Consider the following 22,165-nt stretch of genomic DNA (forward strand, 5'->3'; position numbering starts at 1 on the left):
GGTCAGTACACCCACACCTCGACCCGGCGGTTGCGCAGGCGCCCTTGCTCCAGATCGTTGCCGGCCACCGGCAGTTCGTCGCCCATGCCCGCCACATCCCTGACCTGCACCCCGGTCCGGGCCAGCTCCCGGCGTACCGCCATGGCCCGCAGGCGCGACAGCAGCGCGGCGCGGCCCGGGGTTTCCTTGGGGTCGCCGAAGCCCACCAGCACCACCTTGCCTTGTAGCTTGCCGGCCTGGCGCAGGTAGTCGCCGACCCGCTGTACATCGCGCAGGGCCTTGTTGTCGAGGCCGGCGCTACCCTCCTGGAAGCGGAAGTTCACGCTCAGGCGCTGCGCCTCGCCGGCCAGCGCCCGATAGCGCGGTGGCATGTCGGCCTGGGCCGCAACCTGCTGTGGCTTGATCTGCTGGGAGACGAAGCCCTGTTCGGCGACGATGGCCTGGCCGGCGGGGCTCTGGGCGAACTCGGCGAGGGCCCTGGCTTGCGGCGTGGGGTGGGCGGGGAGGTAGAAGAACAGGCGCCGCGACAGCGGGTAGTCCTCGCTGGCCACCAGGGCGCGGCTGGGCGCAAGTGCCGGTGCGTCACCCTCGGCCACGGCCAGTGCCTTGGCCCGGTGGACCGTGGCCAGGCCGCTGAAGCCGATGGCCTGGCGGTCGGCCATGACCTGGGCGGCCAATTCGTCGGCGGACTCGAAGCGCCGCGCCTGGGTGGCCAGTGTCGCTTGCTGAGGGGTAAGCACCAGGGCCTTGAAGGTTTCGAAGGTGCCGGAGCGATCATCGCGGGCATACAGGTGGATCGCCCCGCCGGGCACGCCCAGCTGTTCCCAGCGCTGCAGCTGGCCGGAGAACACCTGGGCCAGTTGCTCGGTGGTCAGTTGCGTGAGCGGGTTGTCCGGGTGGACGATCACCGCCACGCCATCCAGGCCGATCACCTGTTCCGAGCCTGCGCCGCGCAGGTTGCCCAGGGCCTGCAACTGTTGCGCCTCGCTGTCGCTGATCGGCCGCGAGGCCGCGGCCAGGTCGGCCTCGCCCCTGGCCAGCGCGACAAAGCCGGTGCTGGTGCCGTGGGCGGCGATGTCGATGCGCACGGGCTGGCCGTCTGGACCGACGGCGCGGACTTCGGTCTCGTTGCTCGTGGCGCCGGGCCGGCGCTCGATGGCGCTTGCACCCTGGGCTTGCAGCAGCCCCTGCACCAGGGCCGGGCCAAGGGCCGCGCCGATGGTGTTGGAGCCCTGGATACGCAGTTGCGCGGGCCCGGCGCAGGCCAGGCCCGGGAGCAGGCACAGCAGAAGCAGAAGCAGGCGAGGCATGCCGGAGACCTGTGGCATAGAGTTGCGCCGCAGATTACGACAGTTGCTTGACCGAAAGATGACAGCGCTCTGGCAGAAGCGGGCTAAACATAACGCTTGGATTTAGACAGGACTGCGTGGGAGCGGCGGTGCGCCGATGCGACTTGCCCCGCGAAGCGATATATGGCACCGGCATAGCCGGTGATCGCGGTGCAAGTCGCATCGGCGCACCGCCGCTCCCACGAATTCATATTTCAATCAGCACCCGGCTCAGCGCCCCTCCGGCACGATGATCCCGACCGGCGCCTCGGCCGCCCGGCGGCGGGCCACGCAGTAGTACAGCACGCTCGGCACCACCAGGCCGATCAGCCACGACACGTCCACGCCGCCCAGGTGCGCGACCATGGGCCCGGTGTACAGCTTGGTGTCGATGAACGGCATCTGCACCAGCACGCCGAAGGTGTACACGCCGATGCCCGGCCAGTTCCAGCGCCCGTAGCGGCCGTCAGGGTCGGCCAGCGCCGGGATGTCGTAGCGCTCCTTGGTGATGAAGTAGTAGTCCACCAGGTTCACCGCGCTCCACGGCACGAAGAAGGTCAGCAGGAACAGGATGAACGACTTGAACGCGCTGAGGAACGAATGCTGGCCGAGCAGGGCGACCAGGGTCGCGGCGCCGACGATGCCGAGCACGAACACCAGGCGCTGGATTCGGCTGATCTGCAGGTGGCCACGGAAACCACTGATGATCGTGGCGATGCACATGAAGCTGCCGTAGCTGTTGAGGGTGGAGATGGTCACCTTGCCGAAGGCGATGCAGAAGTACAGCAGCGCCGCCGTGGTGCCGGCGCCGCCCAGGCCGACGATGTAGGCCACCTCGCGCCCGGAGAACTGGCCGCCGGCGATGGCCGCGGCGAACACGCCGAGGATCATCGAGGCCTGGGCGCCGATCACCGAGCCCAGGCCGGCGGCGAGGAAGGTCTTGAGCGGCGAGGTATGGCTGGGCAGGTAGCGCGAGTAGTCGGCCACGTATGGGCCGAAGGCGATCTGCCAGGACGCCGCCAGCGACACCGCCAGCAGGAAGCTGGCCCAGCTGAAGTGGCGGTTGTCGAGCAGCTGGCCGATGTCGGCGAGCATCAGGATACGGCTGAACAGGTAGACGAAGGCGATGATCCCGAGCACGCTGGCCAGGCGGCCGATCCAGTGGATCACCCGGTAGCCGGCTAGGGTCGCCAGCACGATCACCCCGGCGAAGATGAGAATGCCGGCGCTGTCGCTGATGCTCAGCAACTGGCCGATGGCCTGGCCGGACAGCACCGTGCCGGTGGCGGTGAAGCCCAGGTACATCAGGCACACCAGGGCCATGGGGATGGCCGCGCCGTACACGCCGAACTGCACGCGGCTGGAGATCATCTGCGGCAGCCCCAGGCGCGGCCCCTGGGCGGCGTGCAGGGCCATCACCGCGCCACCGACCAGTTGCCCGAGCAGCAGGCCGATCAACGACCAGAACACATCGCCGCCCAGCACCACGGCCAGGGCGCCGGTGACGATCGCGGTGATCTGCAGGTTGGCTCCCAGCCACAGGGTGAATTGGCTGTAGACGCGTCCATGGCGTTCAGACTCGGGGATGTAGTCGATCGAGCGGCGCTCGATCACGGGTTTGCTGGACATCGGGGAGGGCTCCGCTTCGTTGTTTTTGTGAAAGGCGGCGGCTATCGGCGGGACGCAGGGCGGATGGCCGAAACCTGATATGAGCATGTATATACAAGTCTGGTCAAGTGAAGCTTGCGCAGGGTTTTCATGGGTTCTGCGCAGCCATCACAGCCGACTGTTGCGCAAGGCTGGCGCGCAACTGTGCTGGTCCGCGGCTGCGCGATGCCCTTATGCTGTAACCAAATATGTCTATAACAAGCCTGAAGAAGGAATGCGTGCCATGCCACTCAAGGACCTGCTGATCGCCCTGGTGGTGATCATCGCCTGGGGCGTCAATTTCGTGGTCATCAAGGTCGGCCTCGACGGCCTGCCGCCGATGCTGCTGGGGGCATTGCGCTTTCTGCTGGTGGCCTTTCCGGCGGTGTTCCTGATCAAGCGCCCGAACCTGCCCTGGCGCTGGTTGATCGCCTACGGCGCGATCATTTCCCTGGGCCAGTTCGCCTTCCTGTTCCAGGCCATGGCCAGTGGCATGCCGCCGGGGCTGGCCTCGTTGGTGCTGCAGTCCCAGGCGTTCTTCACCTTGGGCTTCGCCGCGCTGTTCCTTGGCGAGCGGCTGCGCCTGGCCAGTGTGCTGGGATTGCTGGTGGCCGCCGGCGGCCTGGCGGTGATCGGCAGCGAGGACAGTGGCCACGTGCCGCTGCTCGCACTGCTGCTGACCCTGTGCGGCGGCGCCATGTGGGGCATGGGCAACATCATCACCCGGCGCTTCGGCAAGGTCGACCTGGTCGCCCTGGTGATCTGGGGCGGGCTGATCCCGCCGCTGCCGTTCCTGGCGCTGTCCTGGTGGCTGGAAGGGCCCGAGCGCATCGGCCATGCCCTGGCCAACATCGGTTGGAGCTCGGTGCTGGCCCTGGCCTACCTGGCCTTCGTCGCCACCATGGTCGGCTACAGCCTGTGGAGCACCCTGTTGTCGCGCCACCCGGCGGGCAAGGTGGCGCCGTTCTCGCTGCTGGTGCCGGTGGTGGGCCTGAGTTCCTCGGCCCTGTTGCTGGGCGAGCGCCTGAGCGAGGCCCAGGGCTGGGGCGCGCTGCTGGTGATGCTCGGGCTGCTGATCAATGTGTTCGGGCCGCGCCTGGGGTTGCATCTGCGCGCGGCTACCGCGCGCTGAAGGCCGATGCGCGCCGGGTCACACCAGCAAGGCCGACCACGCCGACACCAGCAGCAGTCCGGCCAGGCCCTGATTGAACACCCGCAGCGCCTGGGGCGAACGTAACCAGCGGGCGCTGCCGATACCCATCAACGCCCACGCGGTCATGCTCGGCAGGGCGATCAGCAGGAACACCAGGCTCAGCCACCACATCGGCAGTGCCGGGCCGGCGAACAGGCCGACCATTGCCACCGCCGTCACCCACACCTTGGGGTTGACCACCTGCAGGGTCGCCGCGCTCAGCGGGCCCAGGCCGCTATCGCTGCCCGTCTGCAGCGGCGCACCGGCGCTGCGCAGCATCTTCCAGGCCAGCCAGCTGAGCCACAGGGCGCCCACCCAACTCATGACCTGCTGCGCCAGCGGGTAGCGCAGCAACAACTCGCCCAGCCCCAGGCCCACCAGCAGCACCACTGTTGCCGCCGCGCAGCACGCCGTCACAATCGGCGCCAGGCTGGCACGCAGGCCGCGTTGAGCACCGTGGGCGAGGATCAGCAGGTTGGTCGGCCCGGGGCTGATGCTGGCGGCCAGGGCGAAGAGAATGAAGGGCAACAGCGTGTGCGACATGGTCAAGGCTCCGAGTGATCGAAGCGCCATGGTCGCGCCGGGCGCGGGTTCAGTCTGGAAGGTTTGAGCAACGCTTGCGGTAATCCGCCGGGGTCAGCCGGTAGGCGCGGCGGAACCAGCGGCCCAGATGGCTCTGGTCGGCAAAGCCCAGGGAGGTGGCGACGCTGGCCGGCGTTTCACCCAGGGCCAGCCGCCGCCGTGCACGGGCCAGGCGCAGCTGAATCAGGTAGGCATGGGGCGCCAGGCCGAAAGCTGCCTTGAACGCCCGGGTCAGGCGGAAGCGGTCGACGCCGCACACCTGCGCCAGCTCGACCAGGCCGATGTCCTGGTCCAGGTGCGCGTGCAGGTAATCGCGGGCGACCTGGGCGCACAGCGGCAAGCGCGGATCGGGGTCCAGGCGCTTGCGCCAGTGCAGGTGGCCGGTGAGGCAGGCCAGCAGGTCGTCCAGGGCGGTCTGGCGGACGATGCGCAGGTCGTTGTAATGCACCGTCTCGAAGGCCCGGGCGGTGGCAACGGCCAGACGCGGATCCTGGTGCAGCAGGGTGCCGAAGCTGGGCAGGGCGCCCGAGGGCGCGTGTTCGAACAGGGCGCGCAGCTCGGTTTCCAGCCAGTTGGCATCCAGGTACAGGGTCGAGTAGGTGAACCCCTCTCTGGTAGGCGCATGGCCGTCGTGCAGGTCGCCCGGCTCGAGCACGAACACCTGGCCGGGGGTGCTGTTGTGGCGTTGGCGACGGCAGTTGAACTGCTGTACGCCCTGTTCGGTCACCCCGACCAGAAAGCTGTCGTGCCAGTGCGGGTCGTAGGCATGGCCGGTGAAATGGGCGCGGACCGACTCGATGCCGGTGTCGGCGTCCTGTCTGAGGTCGATCCAGTTGCTCATGGGCGTGGGCCGTGCGGGTGTCGGTAGACGACCTTAACGCAGAAACGGCCCGGGCGTTTAGAACGATTGTGCAGCCCTGTCAGCGCTGGGCGAACGCCAGGTTGATGCCAAGCCCGGCGAACGAGGCGGCGAAGCTGCGCCGTAGCCAGGCCTGCACCTGGGGCGAGTCGATGACGGCGCGGCGGAACAGGTGGGCAAGCAGGCCGTAGATCACGAAGACGACTAAGGTCATGGCCATGAACACCGCGCTCAGGCCGAGCATCTGCACGGTCGCGGAACCGGCCTGGGGGCTGATGAACTGCGGCAGGAAGGCGAGGAAGAACAGTGTCAACTTGGGGTTGAGGATGTTCAGCAGGCAGGCCTTGAGCACCAGCTGGCCGGCGGCGGCTGGAGTGGCCTGGGTGTCCACGGCGAAGGCCGCGCGGTCGCGCCAGGTGGCATAGGCCAGGTACAGCAGGTAGGCGACGCCGGCGAACTTCAGGCCCTGGAAGGCCAGGGCGCTGGTGTGCAGCAAGGCCGAGAGGCCCAGCACCGAGGCCAGCAGGTGCGGGACGATACCCAGGGTGCAGCCGGTGGCGGTCCACAGGCAGGCGCGGCGCCCGGCCACCAGGGCGCTGGAGACGGTGAGGATGACCCCGCTGCCGGGAATCAGCACGATGATCAGCGCGGTAACGAGAAACTCCAGGCTCGGCATGAATGACAGCTCCTTGCAGTCGGGGGTGGATGCACTATACGCCCGGCGACAGCGGCTGCAACATGCCCTCCGGGCGCAGCGTGGCAAAGCGCTCGCGCAGCCACAGGTGCAACTGGGCCACCGCCGGGGTGAGCTGCTTGCGGTGCGGGCACACCAGGGTCACCGGGGTCAGCTCGCCGGGGTGTTCGGGCAGCAGGACCTCCAGCTCGCCGGCGGCGACATTGGCGCTGACGTCCAGCCACGACTTGTAGACGATGCCTTCGCCTTCCAGCGCCCAACGCCGCACCACGTCGGCGTCGTCGCTGAACAGCGGCCCGCGCACCTGCACGGTGCGGTTGCCCAGTCGCCATTTGTCGTACACCCGGCTCTGCTGCAGGTACAGCAGGCAGTCGTGCTGCTGCAGGTCGTCGGGGCTGCCCGGCCGGCCATGGCGGGCCAGGTAGTCGGGCGAGGCCACCAGCACCCGACGGTTCCACGGCGCCAGGGGCAGGGCGATGTAGTTGGCGTCCTCGTTCTGGCCGTAGCGGATGGCGACATCCACCGGGTCGCGGTAGAGGTCGGCCAGCTGGTCGGAGAGAAAGAAGCGCAGGCCGAGCCCCGGGTGCTCGCGGCGAAACGCGCTGAGCCAGGGCCGCAGCAGGTTGCGCCCCATGTCTGATGGTGCCGCTACCTGCAGCACGCCGCGCAGGCAGCTGTGGCTGCCGTGCAGGTCCTCGCGGCCCTGGCGCAGGGCATCGAGCACGCGCTGGGCGGTGGGCAGGTACAGCTCGCCCTCGGCGGTCAGGCGCAGGCTGCGGGTGGTGCGGGCGAACAGGCGCACATCCAGTTCGCGTTCCAGGCGCTTGATTGCCGCTGCCACCTGGCCGGGCAGCAGGTCGGCCTCGTGGGCCGCCGCGGTAAAGCTGCCCAGGGCGCTGGCACGGGCGAACAGTTCGAGGTCGTTGATGCGCAGCATTTTCACTCCAGGGATGAAAGTGTTGCTGCATTGTGCTGGTTTTTCTTTGCCGCCGGGAAGATAAGATGCAGCTCATTCACGATCCCTTTGAGGAATTGCCGTAGATGGATACCGTTGCCCTCGCCAAACGCCGTTACACCACCAAAGCCTACGACGCCAGCCGCAAGATTCCCCAGGCCACCATCGATGCCTTGCTCGAGCAGCTGCGCCACAGCCCGTCCTCGGTCAACTCGCAGCCCTGGCACTTCGTCGTGGCCGACAGCGCCGAAGGCAAGGCGCGCCTGGCCAAGGCCACCGACGAGCGTTTCGCCTACAACAGCCCGAAGCTGCGCGACGCCTCCCATGTGATCGTGTTCGCCGCCCGGACCAACATGACCGAGGCCCACCTGCAGGCGGTGCTGGCGCAGGAGGCCGCCGACGGGCGCTTCCGCACCGAACAGGCCCGTGACGGCCAGGACCAGACCCGCCGCGGCTACGTCGACCTGCACCGCCATGACTTCAAGGACCTGCAGCACTGGATGGAGAAGCAGGTCTACCTGGCCCTGGGCACCGCACTGCTGGGCGCCGCCGCCCACGGCCTGGACGCCACGCCGATCGAAGGCTTCGACGCCAAGGCCCTGGACGCCGAACTGGGCCTGCGCGAGCAGGGCTTCACCAGCGTGGTGCTGCTGAGCCTGGGCTATCGCAGCGAGGAGGATTTCAATGCCGGGCTGAGCAAGTCGCGGTTGCCGGCGGCAGAGGTGTTTACTTTTCTGTGATTGATGGTAGGTAGGGCTGTACCCTGCAACTATCAGGTGAGCAGCCGTGTCCTGGCTGCGACGCCCTCCATGTTGGCCGAGGTCAGCCTGGCTCTAGGGCTGACCGATACTGTCGACCCCATGGGGCGTATCCTTCTCGATATCGGGAGTTTGACTTGGGCTCTTGGGCCGACGTTTAGAGGCACGGGGTTTTCTCTCCGGCCGTTTGCCAGGGCGTATGGCCCAGAGGTAGGCGTTTTCCCGCAGCCTCTCCTGGATATGGGGTGGGTAATCGTCAACGGTGGTCACTGCCGGGACGGGTTTTCCCGGCAGGCCGGCTTCACGGATGACCCTGGGCCATCGAGGCTTCCAGCACAGTAGGAGACTCACCCAGTGGCCTGTTCCGATGATCAGGAAGGCAGGAGAGAGCAGTAGCAGGCCGCATTTGAGGACGCGTGGGGAACTGCGGAAGTAGTGGGTCAGACCTTCGAACTGAGGCGTGAAGGCTTGCCAAGGCCAGGGGAAGTGCGAGGTGATGTGGGGGCGTGGCAGTCCTTCTGGACCTTCATCCATGAAGCGACGGATAAACTCCCATTCGGCTTGAAGCTCCGCGAAATTGTTCGCGGACTTGCCTACCCAGATCAGTTCGGTACGTAGTGTGCCGGTGAAGGCGGACGACCATGTGAGCGCCAACGGGAGACCCACACCACTTGCTATGGTAGATTTTTTATCCGCGCCGCTGGACGATACACCGTTCCACGGGAGCGTGACGATTCCACCACAGTAGGCAGGGCGGTGGAGGTAGACCTGCTGGGTGATGCGGTTGAAACGTATCAACAAGTGGCGTGACGTGAACATTTCAAAACGTGTGAAACGCAAACCATATTTCAGATAAAACCACAAGATACAAAGGGTTGTGCTAAGAAAGAAAAGTGCTAAATATAGCCTTTCACCATACGGTTCTCCTTGATAATCAGAAGCAAGGCCGATTAAGGTTTTTATCGAGTTGAAAGCAATTTCTAGTCCGCTGATTATCATCATTATTACTGTGAGAGATAATATGCTGATTAGTCCGCGCTTATCTTCCCACATACCGCTGCGCATTTCGAGTACGTTCTCGTTGAATACGTAGACTGGCCCCCGACTTTTTGGGGCGTCGCATGCTGATTTTTTTGCGGCTGCAATTTCTTCTTCTTCTTCGCTTTCATAAATTATTCTCTTTTTTATAGTCTTGTTCTGTTTCTCAAAGGCTTCGCGCTCTTCTTTTGGGTCAATGGCAGCAAGCCATGAAAGCCATTCAAAAAAATACACTATATAACCTCGCTCATGGCGCTGAATAAGGCTTCTAGCTCTTCAGTGTCCTTCATGTATCCTTTGTCTGATGCTTTAAGGCGGAAGCAGCATTTGCTACACCACTTTTCCAATGCATCATCATCGATAATGAGTAAGGTTATAGTGGTGCCGAGTACGATAGCGCCGCCTATCCAGCTTAAGCGGCTCAGAAACATCATGGCAGTACGGTTGGCTGCCAGCTTTGCAGAAAGTGTGGAAAGAGTAGTAAGTAATCTGCTGGTTTTTTCACTGGTTGCGCTGATTGATAGCCACTGGAAAAGCGCACTTGCCTGCGAAAATGCTATTCCTCCCTGCCCCCAAAGGAGGGCGATCGTAGATCCAGCTCGCAGCCAATAAGTCGTAGCCAGCAATGATTTAGATCGAGCGGTGGCTTCTCTCGCATCTGAAACGTCCCACGCAATACTGACAACGCCGCCCACCGTCGCCAATCCCGCCCCCCACAGCCGATAGCGCCCCAGGCTGATGTCCGCTCCCCGTGCAATCGCGCTGCTCCGCCCGACGCCCAGCAGGGTCTGTTCCGTCCCCACTGCCAGTAACTCGAACCCCGCCGCCGCACTGGCCAATCCTGCGGCCACCACCTCGCTCCAGAAACGCCGGTCCTTGTCATCCCGCTGCCCCTGCAACAGGAGCAGCCCCGCCTCCAGCAGGAGCAGTCCACTGGCCAGCCGAAGCCGATAGAACGAATGAGCGTGAGCGCCCTGCAACGTCTCCACGTAGGCGCGATCAAGGCGTCGGACCATGGGGGCGGCCACCCGTCCCCGCGAGGGGGTGTCACCCTCGAGTGCGTGTTCGCTCAGGCGCAGGTTGATGGCTTGCTCGCCCAGCGAGGCAATCAGGTAAGTGCCCAGGCGTCGGTACAGCAGGCGATCCATGTTGCCGGGGGCGCCGGCCTGCAGGTTCTGGCGCCCCAGTTGACCCAGCCAGGCCAAGGCGCCGGCGGTGTTGAGGGCGCTGTGCTGGGCCAGCTGGTCGAGGTGGCCGTCCACCCGGCTGAACTGCGAGGCGAGTTCCTTGGCGTACTTGAGTGAGGTGTCCACCTGCTGCCAGTGATCGTATTCCGGCGGCAGTGCTTGCAGTGCTTGGCGTGTCTGCTCCAGCACCTCGGCAATGGCGCGCTGGTTGAAGACGAACGAGCGCAGGGCCAGGTTGTCGGGCGTCAGCGTGTCGGCATGCCACCACTGGGCGAGCAGCCGCGCTCCGGCTGACACGCCCTCCATGCCGACCACGCTGAGCCCGGTCTGGTGAGCGAAGCACAGGCCGCTGCGCAGGTCGTTCTCGTCGTAGTAGGCCAGGGCCGCGAGCAGTTGCTCAGATTGCAGCCAGGCGAGATGGTCGTCGGCCCGCACGTCGGCCAGGCGCTGCGCCTCGAGGCCGTGGGATTCGAACCAGGCAAGCTGGTCGTGCATGGCCTTGAGGTCGACGTGTGGCAGGTAGCGTGCTTCGAACTGCCGGGCGAACTCGCCGTTGTTCGCCCGGGCCTCAAGGTCCTGGCGCCTGAGTGCACCTGCGGTATCGAGAATGCCCTCCTTGGCCTGCGCCCACCAGGCGGCCATCTGCGGGTTGGCGCCCTGATCGGCACCGGCGAGGTGGGCGCGCATGGCCTCTTTGTGACGGTCGACCAGCGCGGCGACCTTGCGCTCACTGAATTGCTGATGCAGTTCGGTGAAGGCCTGGGCGACCAGCACCTTGCGCTCGTTGCTGGGGCCGGGTTTTCCCGCGACCGACTCCGAGGCTTGCAGCCAATCCTTCAGGTGTTCCATGCCCGCGTTGCGCCAGGCATTGAGTTGCTGGGTGATGCCGATGGCATCCTCCACCACCACCGCGATACCACGGGCCTCGGGTTTGCCGGCAACCGGGCCCAGCATGTACCGGGCCGCCGTCAGCGAATGGACGCTGGTTTCACTGAACAGCTGGTTGTCCAGCAGCTTGCGCAATGAGCTGTCGGTTTCCGCAGCGAAATCGGCGACCAGGTCCAGTTGGTCATGGCGCAGCACATAAGGCCTGGGCGTCGGGCAGCCAAGGCCGGTGAAGGCGGCGACATCCACGGCCGGCAGCCTGTCGCGTCGACGCAGCAGTTGCTGCTGGGCCGCTTCGGTCAACGGGTCGGGGCTGTAGAACAGGCGCAGCTCAGCCAGGTCTTCGAGGTCATGGACGTTGAACGCCAAGGCCGTGTTGCGAATCATGTCGCGCAGGGTGTGGGCGTCTGTGGCGTCCGGCTCGGACTGCCCGGGGGCAACCAGCGACAATGAACCGTTCGCCGCAATGCGATAGGGCGGGTGCAGGCTGTGCTGCCCGCTGCGCTTGCGTTTCTCCATGACGTACAGGAAGCCTTGGCGCAGTGGCCGGATGGCATAGTCGGCATGCTGGAGCGTGGCAACGCTGTAGGGATGGCGCAGGTGATCGGGCAGGGTTGGCAAGCGCAGGCGCTGGCCGGTAGTGCCGCCAACGGCCGCATAGCGCAGGGGCAGGATGGTGAAGGTGCGCGTGCAATGGACGGCGGGCCCGCTGGCGAAGGGGGCTTCCAGGGCCTCGCAGTTCTGCCGAGTGATTTCGAGCAATTTGTTGAAGTCGAACATCCGATGTCCTCAGCGAAGCTGTTCATGCAGGTGTGTTAGTACCGAGCCCGTGGCTGTTGCAGCCAGCCACGGGCGACGTTACGCAGACCTGAAACACTAGCGAGGAACGGATTGTGGGTGGTCGACAGGGCTTCCCAAATCCGCGTAGGACGTTTCTCTGATTTTCCCTTTCAGCGCTTATTGGCAGTATTCAGTTACATCTCACCGGCGAACCCGCGCGGGCAGGCGATCCGCCGCCGAGCCTCAGAGATCCAGCACCAACCGCGCCGAGCGCGCCCGCGAGACGCACAGCATCATGGTCTGTTGCGAGGCTTTCTCCTCGTCGCTCAGGTACTGGTCGAAATGCTCGGCCTCGCCTTCGAGGATCGCCGTCTCGCAGGTGCCGCACACGCCTTCGCGGCACAGGCACTCGACCTTGGCGGCCTTGGATTTCTCGATGGCCTGGAGGATGGTCATGCCTTCCTCGACGGCCAGTTCGGTGCCGGAGCGCGCCAGTACCACGGTGAACGCCGAGCCTGTGGCCGGCGCGGCGGCGGCGAACTGTTCCCAATGCACGCGGGACTCGGCGATGCCGGCGGCGGCGGCGCTGGCGATCACCGCGTCGATCAGCGGCTTGGGCCCGCACACATAGAGATGGGCGTCATCGGCCAGCCCCGCGCACAGCGCGGCGAGGTCGAGCTTGCGCTCCAGGCTGTCGATGTAGAAGCGGGTGTTGCCGGCATGCGGGCCTTGCGCCAGGTCGCCCTGGAAGGCGCCGTGCTCGGGGGCGCGGAAGGCGTAGTGCAGCTCGTAGGGGGTGCTGCCGCCTTCGAGCTCGTGCAGCTGCGCCAGGAACGGGGTGATGCCGATGCCGCCGGCGATCAGCACATGGCGCCCGGCGCTTGGGTCGAGGGCGAACAGGTTGTTGGGGGTGGAAATGGTCAGCTCGCTGCCCACCTCGACCTGCTGGTGCATGAACGCCGAACCGCCCTTGGACTGCTCCTCCAGGCGCACGCCGATCTGGTAGCTGTGCAACTGGCGCGGGTCGCTCATCAGCGAGTAGGCATTGCTGAACTGGCTGCCGCAGGCCGACTGCATCTGCACGATGACGTGGCTGCCGCCGCTGAAGGCGGGCAGGGCGGCGCCGTCGGCGCGGGCCAGGGTGAAGCGCTTGATCTGCGGCGTGGCCTGTTCCACGTCGGTCACGCGCACCTTGAACATTTCGTATTGCTTGGCCATGGCGTACCTCGACAACGAAGCCCCGCGCCAGGCCCTGGCGCGGGGCGGGGAGCGTGTTCAGTCGTCCAGGTGGGCGACGGCGATCAGGTTGTGGAAGTGGGCGATGCCGTGCTCGCTCACGCCGCTGCGCTGCGAATCGACCATGATCCGACCCTGGCCGCGGTAGCCGCGGGACTTCAGGCCCTTCTGCACGCTCTCGACCAGGCGCAGGTCCTCGGGGCGGAACACTTCGCGGTACCAGTCGATCAGCTTGTGCTGCTCCTCGCTGAGGTCCTTGTTGAGGAAGTAGATGTCGTAGTGCTGCAGGGTGGTCTCGGCATCGACCGGGAACTCGTAGATCACGGTCATGAAGTTGGCCCCTGGCGGTACGTTGAACATGGTGCACGGCCAGGCCCAGAAGCCGGCGAAGGACGGATCCTTGACCGTTTCATCGAACTTGAACGACTGCTCCGACGGCTTGGCCAGGCCGTACTGCAGGGTCCAGTTGCCGTGCAGGCTGTGGCTGTACTGGCCGACGTCCACCGAGTCGGAGAAGCCGGGGTGGGCCGGGGCGCAGTGGTAGCACTCGAGGTAGTTGTCGACGATCGACTTCCAGTTGGCCGGGGTGTCGCTGACGAAGCGCGCGGCCAGGTGCAGGTCGTCGATCACCGCGCAGGCCTCGCGCATGCGTTTTTGCATGCCGGGCAGCTGGTCTTCGACGGAACCGGCGTCGTTGTCCATGTTGATGAAGATGAAGCCGGCGTACTCTTCGACGCGCAACTGCACAAGCGTGGAGTTGTCCTTGTCGAAGTTGGCCACGTTCTCGCAGTTGCGCGCGTGGGCCAGTTCGCCGTCGAGCTTGAAGGTCCAGGCGTGGTACGGGCAGGTGATGACGTTCTTGGCCTTGCCGCTGCCTTCGAGCAGCTGGTGGCCGCGGTGCGGGCAGACGTTGTAGAAGGCGCGCAGCACGTCGTCGCGGCCACGCACGACGATGATGCTCTCACCGATCACCTGGCGGGTGATGTAGGCGTTTTTTTCGGCGACTTCGCTGCGGTGGCCGACGCAGATCCAGCTGCGGGCGAAGATCGCTTCCTTCTCGTGCTCGAAGACGGCGGCCTGGGTGTAGAACTTTGCCGGGAGGGTGAAGGCCTCTTCGGGGTTGGCACAGAAGTCGGCGGGCAGGCGTTTGAAATCGTTCATGGCTCTATCTCGGTTCTTATTGGTTAACACGTATCTGTTGGTTAACAAGCTGGGCAAAAAATTTTGTGTCAGGTTTTGCTGGCGTGGGAGCGGGCTTGCCCCGCGATAGCGATGGCAGCCCATATCGCGGGGCAAGCCCGCTCCCACGACAAATCCAGACTCAGTGCACCGCCGCCGCGCTGCGAGGCGCTTGCTCTTGGGGCTCCTCGCCGGCCAGGCGGGTGGCCTCTTCCTCGATGCGGTACGCCGGCACCTGGCCGTAGTCGGCCGCCAGCCACTTGAAGAAGCCGTAGATCTTCACCAGCAGGATCACCATGAACGGGATCGCGGTGAGCACCACGGCGGTCTTCATGGTCGACAGCGAGGCCTTGGCGAACAGCATGGCCAGCGGCACCAGGGTCAGCACCACGCACCAGAACAGGCGCAGGGTCGGGCTCGGGTCCTCGCCCTCGCGCAGGTTGCGGGTGCTGGTGGCGGCCACGGCGTAGGCGGCGGCGTCCATGTGCGAGGCGCAGAACACCGCCATGATGAACAGGTACGCGGCGAGGAACAGCGTGCCCCATGGCAGGGCCAGCAGGAGATCGGTCACCGCCGCTTCGCCACCGAGGGTGCCGAGCAGCTTGGGCACGTCGATCTGGCCGTTGATGAACTGGTGCATGCTGTAGCTTTCCAGCGCGCCGAAGAAGAACCAGCAACCGAAGCTGCCACCCAGCAGCAGGGCGAACACCACTTCCTTGATCAGTCGGCCACGCGAGACGCGGGCGACGAACATGGCCACGCCCGGCGCGTAGGACACCCACCATAGCCAGTAGAACACCGTCCAGTTGCGGGTGAAGGCGCCGTCGCCGGCCGGGTCGGTGAACAGGCTCATCTGCACGTAGTGCTGCAGCATCAGGCCGATGGAATTGGCGGTGTTGTTCAGGGTGAACTGGGTCGGGCCGACCAGCAGGACGATGGCGGCGAACACCAGGGCACCGATGCAGACCATCTTCGACAGGCGCTGCAGGCCACCGTCGATGCCGATGTACGAACTCAGCGAGAACAGCAGCGCCACGGCGCCAATCACCAGCAGTTGCACGGTGAAGGTGTTGGGGGTGCCGGCCAGGTCGGCAAGACCACGGGTCAGGGTCGAGGCGGTGAGCGCCAGCGACACGGTCAGCGCGCCCATCATGGTCAGCAGGAAGATCAGGTCGACGGCGCGTCCGACGGGGCCGGTGGCCTTGAAACCGGTGACCGCCTCGATGATCGAGGCCAGGTTCAGGCCGCTCTTCTTGCGCACGTGGAAGTGATAGGCCATGGCCAGGGAGGCCAGGGCGTAGATCGACCAGGCGCTGATGCCCCAGTGGAAGAACGAGTAGCTGACGCTGTACTCCAGGGCCTTGGCCGACATCGGCGCGATGTTCAGGCCCGGGGTCTGGTAGTAGTAGGCCCATTCCATCACGCCCCAGTACAGGGTCGAGGAACCCATGCCGGCGCAGATGAACATGAACACCCAGGTGGTGGTGGAGTACTCCGGCTTGCCGGCGCCCAGGCGGATGTTGCCGTACTTGCTGAAGGCCAGGTACAGCACGGCCAGGGAGCTGCCGAACACCAGCACCTGGACGCTGGTGCCGAAGGTGCGGGTGGCCACCTCGAACAGCTGGTTGGCCAGGCTTTCGGCCTGGGCGGGGAAGGCAGCAAGGCCGATCACGGTGAGCAGCACGGCCAACAGGCTCACGGCGATCAGGAACACGTCGATCTTTTTGTTATTGGGGGACATCAATTGTCTCCTGGAGCATTTTTTTTGTAGTAGGCGTCAGGCGTAGGGGAAGTCCGTATCGAGGCTAGGTTGTCCTTTCTGTTAACTGCTGGATAACAATTATCTTTTGGTTTACAGATTCTGCATTGAATCGAAGTGGGTGGCAATAGGATCGTCGGACAATCCGGATGGTTGGGTGTTGTCCGGGCTGGCGCTATCGCGGGGCAAGCCCGCTCCCACGCACGGAAAGACGCATTGCTTCTTTGTAGGAGCGGGCTTGCCCCGCGATGACCTGACGCCGACTCAGGCCCCGAGCAGCTCGGCGATGGCCTTGCCCACTTCCTGGGTCGAGCGGCTGCCGCCCATGTCGCGGGTGGTGTCACCGTTGGCGATCACTGTCTCGATGGCCTTGAGAATGTCGTCGTGGGCTGCCTGGTAGCGGGCGTCGTTGCCGGCCTGGCCGAGGAACTCGAGCATCAGCGCGCCGGACCAGATCATCGCGATCGGGTTGGCGATGTTCTTGCCGTAGATGTCCGGCGCCGAACCGTGCACCGGCTCGAACAGCGACGGGAACTTGCGTTCGGGGTTGAGGTTGGCCGACGGCGCGATGCCGATGGTGCCGGCGCAGGCCGGGCCGAGGTCGGAGAGGATGTCGCCGAACAGGTTGGAGGCCACCACCACGTCGAAGCGCTCCGGCTGCAGCACGAAACGGGCGCAGAGGATGTCGATGTGCTGTTTGTCCCAGCTGATCTCGGGGTAGTGGGCGGCCATGGCGGCGGTGCGCTCGTCCCAGTAGGGCATGCTCACGGCCATGCCGTTGGACTTGGTCGCCGAGGTGACGTGCTTGCGCTCGCGGGTCTGCGCCACGTCGAAGGCGTACTTGAGGATGCGGTCCACGCCACGGCGGGTGAACACCGACTCCTGCAGCACGAACTCGTTGTCGGTGCCTTCGAACATGCGCCCGCCCAGGGACGAATATTCACCCTCGGTGTTCTCGCGGATCACCACGAAGTCGATGTCGCCGGGCTGCTTGTTCGCCAGCGGGCAGGGCACGCCGGGGAACAGGCGCACCGGGCGGATGTTCACGTACTGGTCGAAATCGCGGCGGAACTTGAGCAAGGATCCCCACAGCGAGATATGGTCCGGGACCTTGTCCGGCCAGCCGACGGCGCCGAAGTACAGGGCGTCGAAGCCCTTGAGCTGGTCGAACCAGTCGTCGGGCATCATCTTGCCGTGGGCCAGATAGTAGTCGCAGCTGGCCCACTCGAAGAACTCGAACTCAAGGTTCAGGCCGTGCTTGCGGGCGGCGGCCTCGACCACGCGCAGGCCTTCGGGGAGGACTTCGTTACCGATGCCGTCACCGGGAATGGCGGCGATCTTGAAGGTCTTGGTCATGGTGCGGCTCTCGTGTTCAGGGAAGATGCGGCCATGCTATAAGGCTGTGATTCGGAGATAATCCGGCAATCCATTAATTCTTGGTGCACGAATCGTGAATAATCTGCCGAACCTGGACGACCTCGACATCTTCCTGCAGGTGGCCCGCCGCGCCAGCTTTGCCGCGGTGGCCGACGAACGCGGCATGTCGGCGGCGTTCGTCAGCAAGCGCATCCGCCTGCTGGAGGACAGCCTTGGCGTGCGCCTGCTGCACCGCACCACCCGGCGGGTGACGGTGAGCGAGGAGGGTGAGCGGGTGTACCAGTGGGCGCAGCAGATCTTCGAGACCCTGCAACGCATGGACGACGACCTCAACGCCGGCCAGCGCGAGCCGGTCGGGCAGTTGCGCATCGCCAGCAGCCTGGGCCTGGGCCGGCGCTTCGTGGCGCCGGCGCTGTCGGAACTGGCGGCGCGCTACCCGCGCCTGGACATTCGCCTGGATGTGCACGATTGCCTGGTGGACCTGATCGCCGAAGGCGTCGACCTGGACATCCGCGTGGGCAACGTGATCGCCCCGCACCTGATCGCCAAGCCCCTGGCGCGCAACCGCCGGGTGCTGTGCGCGGCGCCTGCGTACCTGGCCGAGCACGGCACGCCGCGGGTGCTGGCGGACCTGGCCAGCCATGACTGCCTGGTGATCAAGGAGCGCGACCACCCGTTCGGGCTATGGCACCTGGAGGGGCCGCAGGGCGAGGAAAGCGTGCGGGTGACCGGTGGGCTGTCGAGCAACCATGGCGAGGTGGCGCACCAGTGGTGCCTGGACGGGCGCGGCATCCTGCTGCGCTCGTGGTGGGACGTGCACGACAGCATCGCCGAGGGGCGGCTGGTGCAGGTGCTGCCGGATTACCAGCAGGCGGCGGACATCTGGGCGGTGTATACCGCGCCCTTGGCCGGCTCGGCCAAGGTGCGGGTGGCGGTGGAGTTTTTTCGGCAGTACTTTGCCGAGCGGTATCGGTTGCCTGATTGAAGGCAGCGGGCCGCGTAGCGACCCCACCGCCTTCGATGACTTGGCGCGTTCGAGCTCCGTTTAATTGGGCGGGAGATTGTCGAACTTGAAGCGGTACACGTTACCGTTCATGGCACCGCCTGTCTGAGTCCTCTCGATAGTGGCTGGAATACCATCGGGGGAATCGAAGTCGGCTATCCCGAATTTACCCTTGAGCGGGCCTTTGAAGTTTAATTTCCGGCTACGGTCTTCGTTATAGAATGTCCAGTAGTGAGTGGGTGTGCTACCGTCTGGTGAATGGGAGAAGATCCGCGCTGAAAGTGCCTTGCCGCCCGCGTCGAGAGGGCAGCCAACTTCTTCAGTTATCAGGTATTCGGCATAGGAAGTGCTAAAGCCACACATAGGGCTTTTAAAATTCTTTTCTGCAAACAGCAGGACAGCATTATCGCCATGCAGGACATCTACAACGGCGCCATTCAGTGCTCCGCCTTTCTGGCTACGCGTGTAGCCAGCGGGCACATCTTTTGAATCGTCAATATTCTTGACCCTGACCTTATCTGCACCTTCGGCGGTTCTCGTGTAGCACACGTGGCGTTCTCCTGGTCCGTCATAGAGGCAGAGTCGCTGTGCGATGCCAATATTGATCAGCCACAAGGACCGCACAGGTTGCTCATCGCACGCGCTGGAAACATTCAGTGGTTGCCCAGAACGAATATAAAGATAGCATTCCTTTCCCTGGGAGTCCGGTTGTTCAAATAGTGTCAGGGTGATGGCACTGAGCGGGCCGTAGAAGCTGCTCACATACTCGGCCCTGTTGTCCTCAATGAACTGCGCCATGTCATGCAGCGCGTCACCCATGGGCTCGCCCTGATATTCCACCCGGGGGTTGGAGAAGTTGGGCAGGGCGCCGTGGGCGGTGACCATCTGGGTATGGAACTCAGGGGCGGTCTCGTGCTTGTAGCCATGGTTGAGTGGATTGGTAGGCGCGGGGTCCCAGCCAACGGTACCGCCATAGTTCTGGCCAAGTACATGGGCCAGTGACGAAGGGCAACTGATGGCGCTGTACGCCGTCTCCTTGTTCGACCAGCTGTACGCGACGCCACAGGACTCGGTGAAGGTGCCATACAGCGAGACCAGGTCTGCGCTCAGCGCGTTGCGGTATTTCCAGACCATCCTGCCCAGCTCGGTGTCCTTGCTTTTCAGCGCCTCCAGGTCACTACCGTCGCCTTCGTAGTTGGAGTCGTAGATGTCGGCAAGGTAATAGATGACATTGATCTTGCTATTGGCGAAATACTGGTTGGCATCCTGCAAGGCACCAATCAGTTCCTCCCTGTAATTTGGCTTGCTCTCGCGAACTGGCTTGGTCGATACCAATAGAACACTTACCTGATAGTAGTCAGGCCGTTTGATCTTGTCGGAGGGGGTGGTCTTTTCATTGGCGCCGGGTGCCAGTAACGGCTTGGCTTCTGCAGGTAACTTCGACTCATCCACCTTGATCAGCGCGTGCTGGCCAGGGCTTATATAGTCGAGCCGATAGGCCTGCCCATCGACCACCAGCCTACCGACAACTTTGTCTTGATGGCGCACAAGGGAAAGATAGTAGTGCGGGTCGTAATCGATTTCGTTCTTCGATTTGCTGGCGTATTTTTTCTTCCACTCAGAGGCCTTGTAGCCCACCCAGCTGTCGAATCCGGATTTCAGGGGTTTGGAGGGTCGTAAATGGAACGCGGCAGTTTTGCCATCGGGTGTCGTGACAGCGATAGCCTGGGTCTGTGGATTGACCAACTGCGCATCCACCTTGACCAGATTGATCTCGACGTTGGCAGGTTCAGCCAACAATCTCGCCAGGTAACCTGTCGCGATCTTTTTCAACTGGGCGGTATCCTGCCCGGCTTCTACAGTGAACAGTGGCGTGGCCGCCTGCGCGGACATTACCGTGACCATCACCAGTAATACCCCCGCCCACGCTGTTTTCCAGTTGCGCACTTTCATCGGATTGCTCCTGTGGTTTAACCCTCGCCCACAGCAGAGCAGTTTGTGAAATACCAGTCACCTGGCAATAATGTCAGGTGACTGGTCGGGCCTCAGTGGCTCATTACTTTCGCGGTGCCCGTGCGAGCTTTTTCATAGGCGTCGCGATCCATCGGTCGCGCTTGCGGGGTGCCCAGGTCTTCCATGGCCAGTCGATGGGTCTCCGGCGCCAGATACGCGGCGAAGGCGCACACGCAGGTAACCAGGAACGCCAGCCCGCCGACCACCAGCCAGATATGCTCCGAACCCGGTGGCGCCACGGCGGCGAACAGCGCCGGCAGCATGGCGGTGATCATGGTGCCGATGTTCTGCGCGATGGCCATGGCCGACACGCGGTAGCGGGTGTGGAACAGCTCGGGGTAGAAGCTTGGGAACACCGCGTTGTAGCCCTGGTAGACCATGCCCCACATGAGGATCGAGGCGGCGAAGGCCAGCGGCACGTTCTGGATGCTGATCGCGTACAGGTAGGCGAAGGCCAGCAGGCCCGAGCCCAGGCAGCCGGCGATCATGGTCGGGCGACGGCCGATCCGGTCGGACAGGTTGCCGACGAAGGGGATCACCAGCACCGCGACGATGTTGCCCACCACCGGGATCCACAGGTACACGCTCTTGTCGAAGCCGATGCCATAGGCCGGCTGCACCGCGTAGGCCGCGCCGAATATGGTGGCGACCACCGGGATCACGTTCATCAACGCCATGAACATCACCAGCACCATGTGCTTCCAGCTGTGGCGGAAGGCTTCGCCGATCGGCGACTTGGCGACCTTGTCCTGCTTCTCCTCCTGGACGAAGGCCGGGGTCTCGTGCACTTCCTTGCGGATGATGAAGCCGGCGATCAGCACCACCGCGCTCATCAGGAACGGAATGCGCCAGCCCCACTCGTTGAAGGCCTCGCTGGGCATGAAGTAGGCCAGCGGCAGGAACACCGCCGCCGCCATCACCTGACCGGCCTGCACGCCTTGCAGGGTGTAGCTGGCGTAGTAGCCGCGACGCCCGAACGGCGCGTGCTCCATGATCATCGAACTGGCCCCGGAGATCTCGCCGGCCACGGCGAAGCCCTGGACCAGGCGCAGCACCACCAGCAGTGCCGGGGCCAGCAGGCCGATGTCGTGGTAGGTGGGCAGCAGGCCCACGGCCATGGTCGACAGGCCCATCAGGAACATGCACAGCAGCAGCACGTTCTTGCGCCCGCGGGTGTCGCCCCAGTGGCCGAGCACGCAGGCGCCGATCGGGCGCGCCAGGTAGCCCACGCCGTAGGTGGCCAGCGAGGCGATGATGGCCATCTTCGGGTCGCTGGAGGGGAAGAAGATCTGCGGGAAGATCAGCGCTGCGGCCTGGGCGTAGATGAAGAAGTCGTAGTACTCGAGGGCAGAGCCGATCCATCCGCTGGCGGTGGCTTTCTTGGCTTGGGAGCTTGAGCGGGCCATGTTGTCTCCGTTGTTCTTGTCAGGGGCCGGATGGTCAGCGCGCGCAGGGCACGGCAACGGGGCTATGGAGAGAAGACGAACGCGGCGGTGCGGATCGCAGGGCGAGCAAGGTGTGCATAGGTCGGTACCCGTTTTCTTGAACTTATTATGTGGTGACGTTGGGCGTTACAGCGCAGGGCCCGCCGAACGACCGGCGTGGCAGCGAGAAGGGCCGGCGGGGCCTGCGACTGGCGTTCATGGTTGTTCACGGGGGTGGGTGAATCAATTCGCCGGAACGGGTTTTGTTC

The 22,165-nt window shown here is 64.4% G+C and carries 17 protein-coding genes; 3 read left to right on the top strand and 14 right to left on the bottom strand.

The window, feature by feature from the left end; all coding sequences use genetic code 11:
* Positions 1-2: 2 nt before the first annotated feature.
* Both VUG52_RS10680 and VUG52_RS10685 read right to left on the bottom strand, forming a co-directional pair.
* Entirely contained in the window at positions 3-1,310 is a 1,308-nt protein-coding gene (locus tag VUG52_RS10680) for a phosphate ABC transporter substrate-binding/OmpA family protein (RefSeq protein ID WP_331832925.1), read from the bottom strand.
* Positions 1,311-1,559: 249 nt separating this feature from the next.
* Entirely contained in the window at positions 1,560-2,957 is a 1,398-nt protein-coding gene (locus tag VUG52_RS10685) for a purine-cytosine permease family protein (RefSeq protein WP_331832926.1), read from the bottom strand.
* A 262-nt stretch (positions 2,958-3,219) separates the two neighbouring features.
* On the opposite strand from VUG52_RS10685, the gene VUG52_RS10690 reads away from it, so the two are divergent.
* A complete protein-coding gene (locus VUG52_RS10690; RefSeq protein WP_331832927.1) occupies positions 3,220-4,107 on the top strand; it encodes an EamA family transporter in 888 nt (295 codons plus the stop codon).
* A gap of 18 nt (positions 4,108-4,125) precedes the next feature.
* Here VUG52_RS10690 and VUG52_RS10695 read toward each other — a convergent pair whose 3' ends face one another.
* From VUG52_RS10695 to VUG52_RS10710, 4 genes are all read right to left on the bottom strand, one after another.
* On the bottom strand, positions 4,126-4,710 hold the full coding sequence (locus VUG52_RS10695; RefSeq protein ID WP_331832928.1) for a LysE family translocator: 585 nt from the start codon (positions 4,708-4,710) through the stop codon (positions 4,126-4,128).
* Between the two features lie 49 nt (positions 4,711-4,759).
* A complete protein-coding gene (locus tag VUG52_RS10700; RefSeq protein ID WP_050706155.1) occupies positions 4,760-5,590 on the bottom strand; it encodes an AraC family transcriptional regulator in 831 nt (276 codons plus the stop codon).
* A 79-nt stretch (positions 5,591-5,669) separates the two neighbouring features.
* On the bottom strand, positions 5,670-6,284 hold the full coding sequence (locus VUG52_RS10705) for a LysE family translocator (protein WP_331832931.1): 615 nt from the start codon (positions 6,282-6,284) through the stop codon (positions 5,670-5,672).
* 34 nt (positions 6,285-6,318) lie between these two features.
* The gene (locus tag VUG52_RS10710; protein WP_050706153.1) at positions 6,319-7,239 is read right to left on the bottom strand and encodes a LysR family transcriptional regulator; all 921 of its coding nucleotides are present in this window, start codon (positions 7,237-7,239) and stop codon (positions 6,319-6,321) included.
* Positions 7,240-7,343: 104 nt separating this feature from the next.
* Between VUG52_RS10710 and nfsB the strand changes: the two genes are divergently transcribed.
* Positions 7,344-7,997, top strand: a complete 654-nt coding sequence (nfsB, locus tag VUG52_RS10715) for an oxygen-insensitive NAD(P)H nitroreductase (RefSeq protein WP_331832932.1) — start codon at positions 7,344-7,346, stop codon at positions 7,995-7,997.
* 93 nt (positions 7,998-8,090) lie between these two features.
* On the opposite strand, the gene VUG52_RS10720 is transcribed toward nfsB, so the two are convergent.
* From VUG52_RS10720 to VUG52_RS10745, 6 genes are all read right to left on the bottom strand, one after another.
* Positions 8,091-9,287 carry a DUF6708 domain-containing protein gene (locus tag VUG52_RS10720; RefSeq protein WP_331832933.1) on the bottom strand — a complete coding sequence of 399 codons (1,197 nt, stop codon included), beginning with the start codon at positions 9,285-9,287 and terminating at the stop codon, positions 8,091-8,093.
* Complete coding sequence (locus VUG52_RS10725) at positions 9,287-11,905, bottom strand: T6SS effector BTH_I2691 family protein (RefSeq protein WP_331832934.1); 2,619 nt, start codon at positions 11,903-11,905, stop codon at positions 9,287-9,289. The genes VUG52_RS10720 and VUG52_RS10725 overlap by 1 nt, the downstream gene beginning before the upstream one ends.
* A 243-nt stretch (positions 11,906-12,148) precedes the next feature.
* On the bottom strand, positions 12,149-13,123 hold the full coding sequence (locus tag VUG52_RS10730; protein WP_331832936.1) for a PDR/VanB family oxidoreductase: 975 nt from the start codon (positions 13,121-13,123) through the stop codon (positions 12,149-12,151).
* A gap of 57 nt (positions 13,124-13,180) precedes the next feature.
* Positions 13,181-14,302 carry an aromatic ring-hydroxylating oxygenase subunit alpha gene (locus VUG52_RS10735; protein ID WP_050706148.1) on the bottom strand — a complete coding sequence of 374 codons (1,122 nt, stop codon included), beginning with the start codon at positions 14,300-14,302 and terminating at the stop codon, positions 13,181-13,183.
* A 160-nt stretch (positions 14,303-14,462) separates the two neighbouring features.
* Positions 14,463-16,061 carry a BCCT family transporter gene (locus VUG52_RS10740; RefSeq protein ID WP_050706147.1) on the bottom strand — a complete coding sequence of 533 codons (1,599 nt, stop codon included), beginning with the start codon at positions 16,059-16,061 and terminating at the stop codon, positions 14,463-14,465.
* Between the two features lie 282 nt (positions 16,062-16,343).
* The gene (locus VUG52_RS10745) at positions 16,344-17,435 is read right to left on the bottom strand and encodes a tartrate dehydrogenase (RefSeq protein ID WP_186711961.1); all 1,092 of its coding nucleotides are present in this window, start codon (positions 17,433-17,435) and stop codon (positions 16,344-16,346) included.
* Positions 17,436-17,529: 94 nt separating this feature from the next.
* On the opposite strand from VUG52_RS10745, the gene VUG52_RS10750 reads away from it, so the two are divergent.
* On the top strand, positions 17,530-18,441 hold the full coding sequence (locus VUG52_RS10750) for a LysR substrate-binding domain-containing protein (RefSeq protein ID WP_050706145.1): 912 nt from the start codon (positions 17,530-17,532) through the stop codon (positions 18,439-18,441).
* A 60-nt stretch (positions 18,442-18,501) separates the two neighbouring features.
* Here the strand turns inward: VUG52_RS10750 and VUG52_RS10755 are convergent, their stop codons facing one another.
* Both VUG52_RS10755 and VUG52_RS10760 read right to left on the bottom strand, forming a co-directional pair.
* Complete coding sequence (locus tag VUG52_RS10755; protein ID WP_262974297.1) at positions 18,502-20,412, bottom strand: hypothetical protein; 1,911 nt, start codon at positions 20,410-20,412, stop codon at positions 18,502-18,504.
* A 92-nt stretch (positions 20,413-20,504) separates the two neighbouring features.
* On the bottom strand, positions 20,505-21,878 hold the full coding sequence (locus tag VUG52_RS10760) for an MFS transporter (RefSeq protein WP_050706143.1): 1,374 nt from the start codon (positions 21,876-21,878) through the stop codon (positions 20,505-20,507).
* Positions 21,879-22,165 lie beyond the last annotated feature (287 nt).

The sequence above is a fragment of the Pseudomonas sp. LH21 genome (assembly GCF_036549575.1).
GTDB lineage: Bacteria > Pseudomonadota > Gammaproteobacteria > Pseudomonadales > Pseudomonadaceae > Aquipseudomonas > Aquipseudomonas peradeniyensis.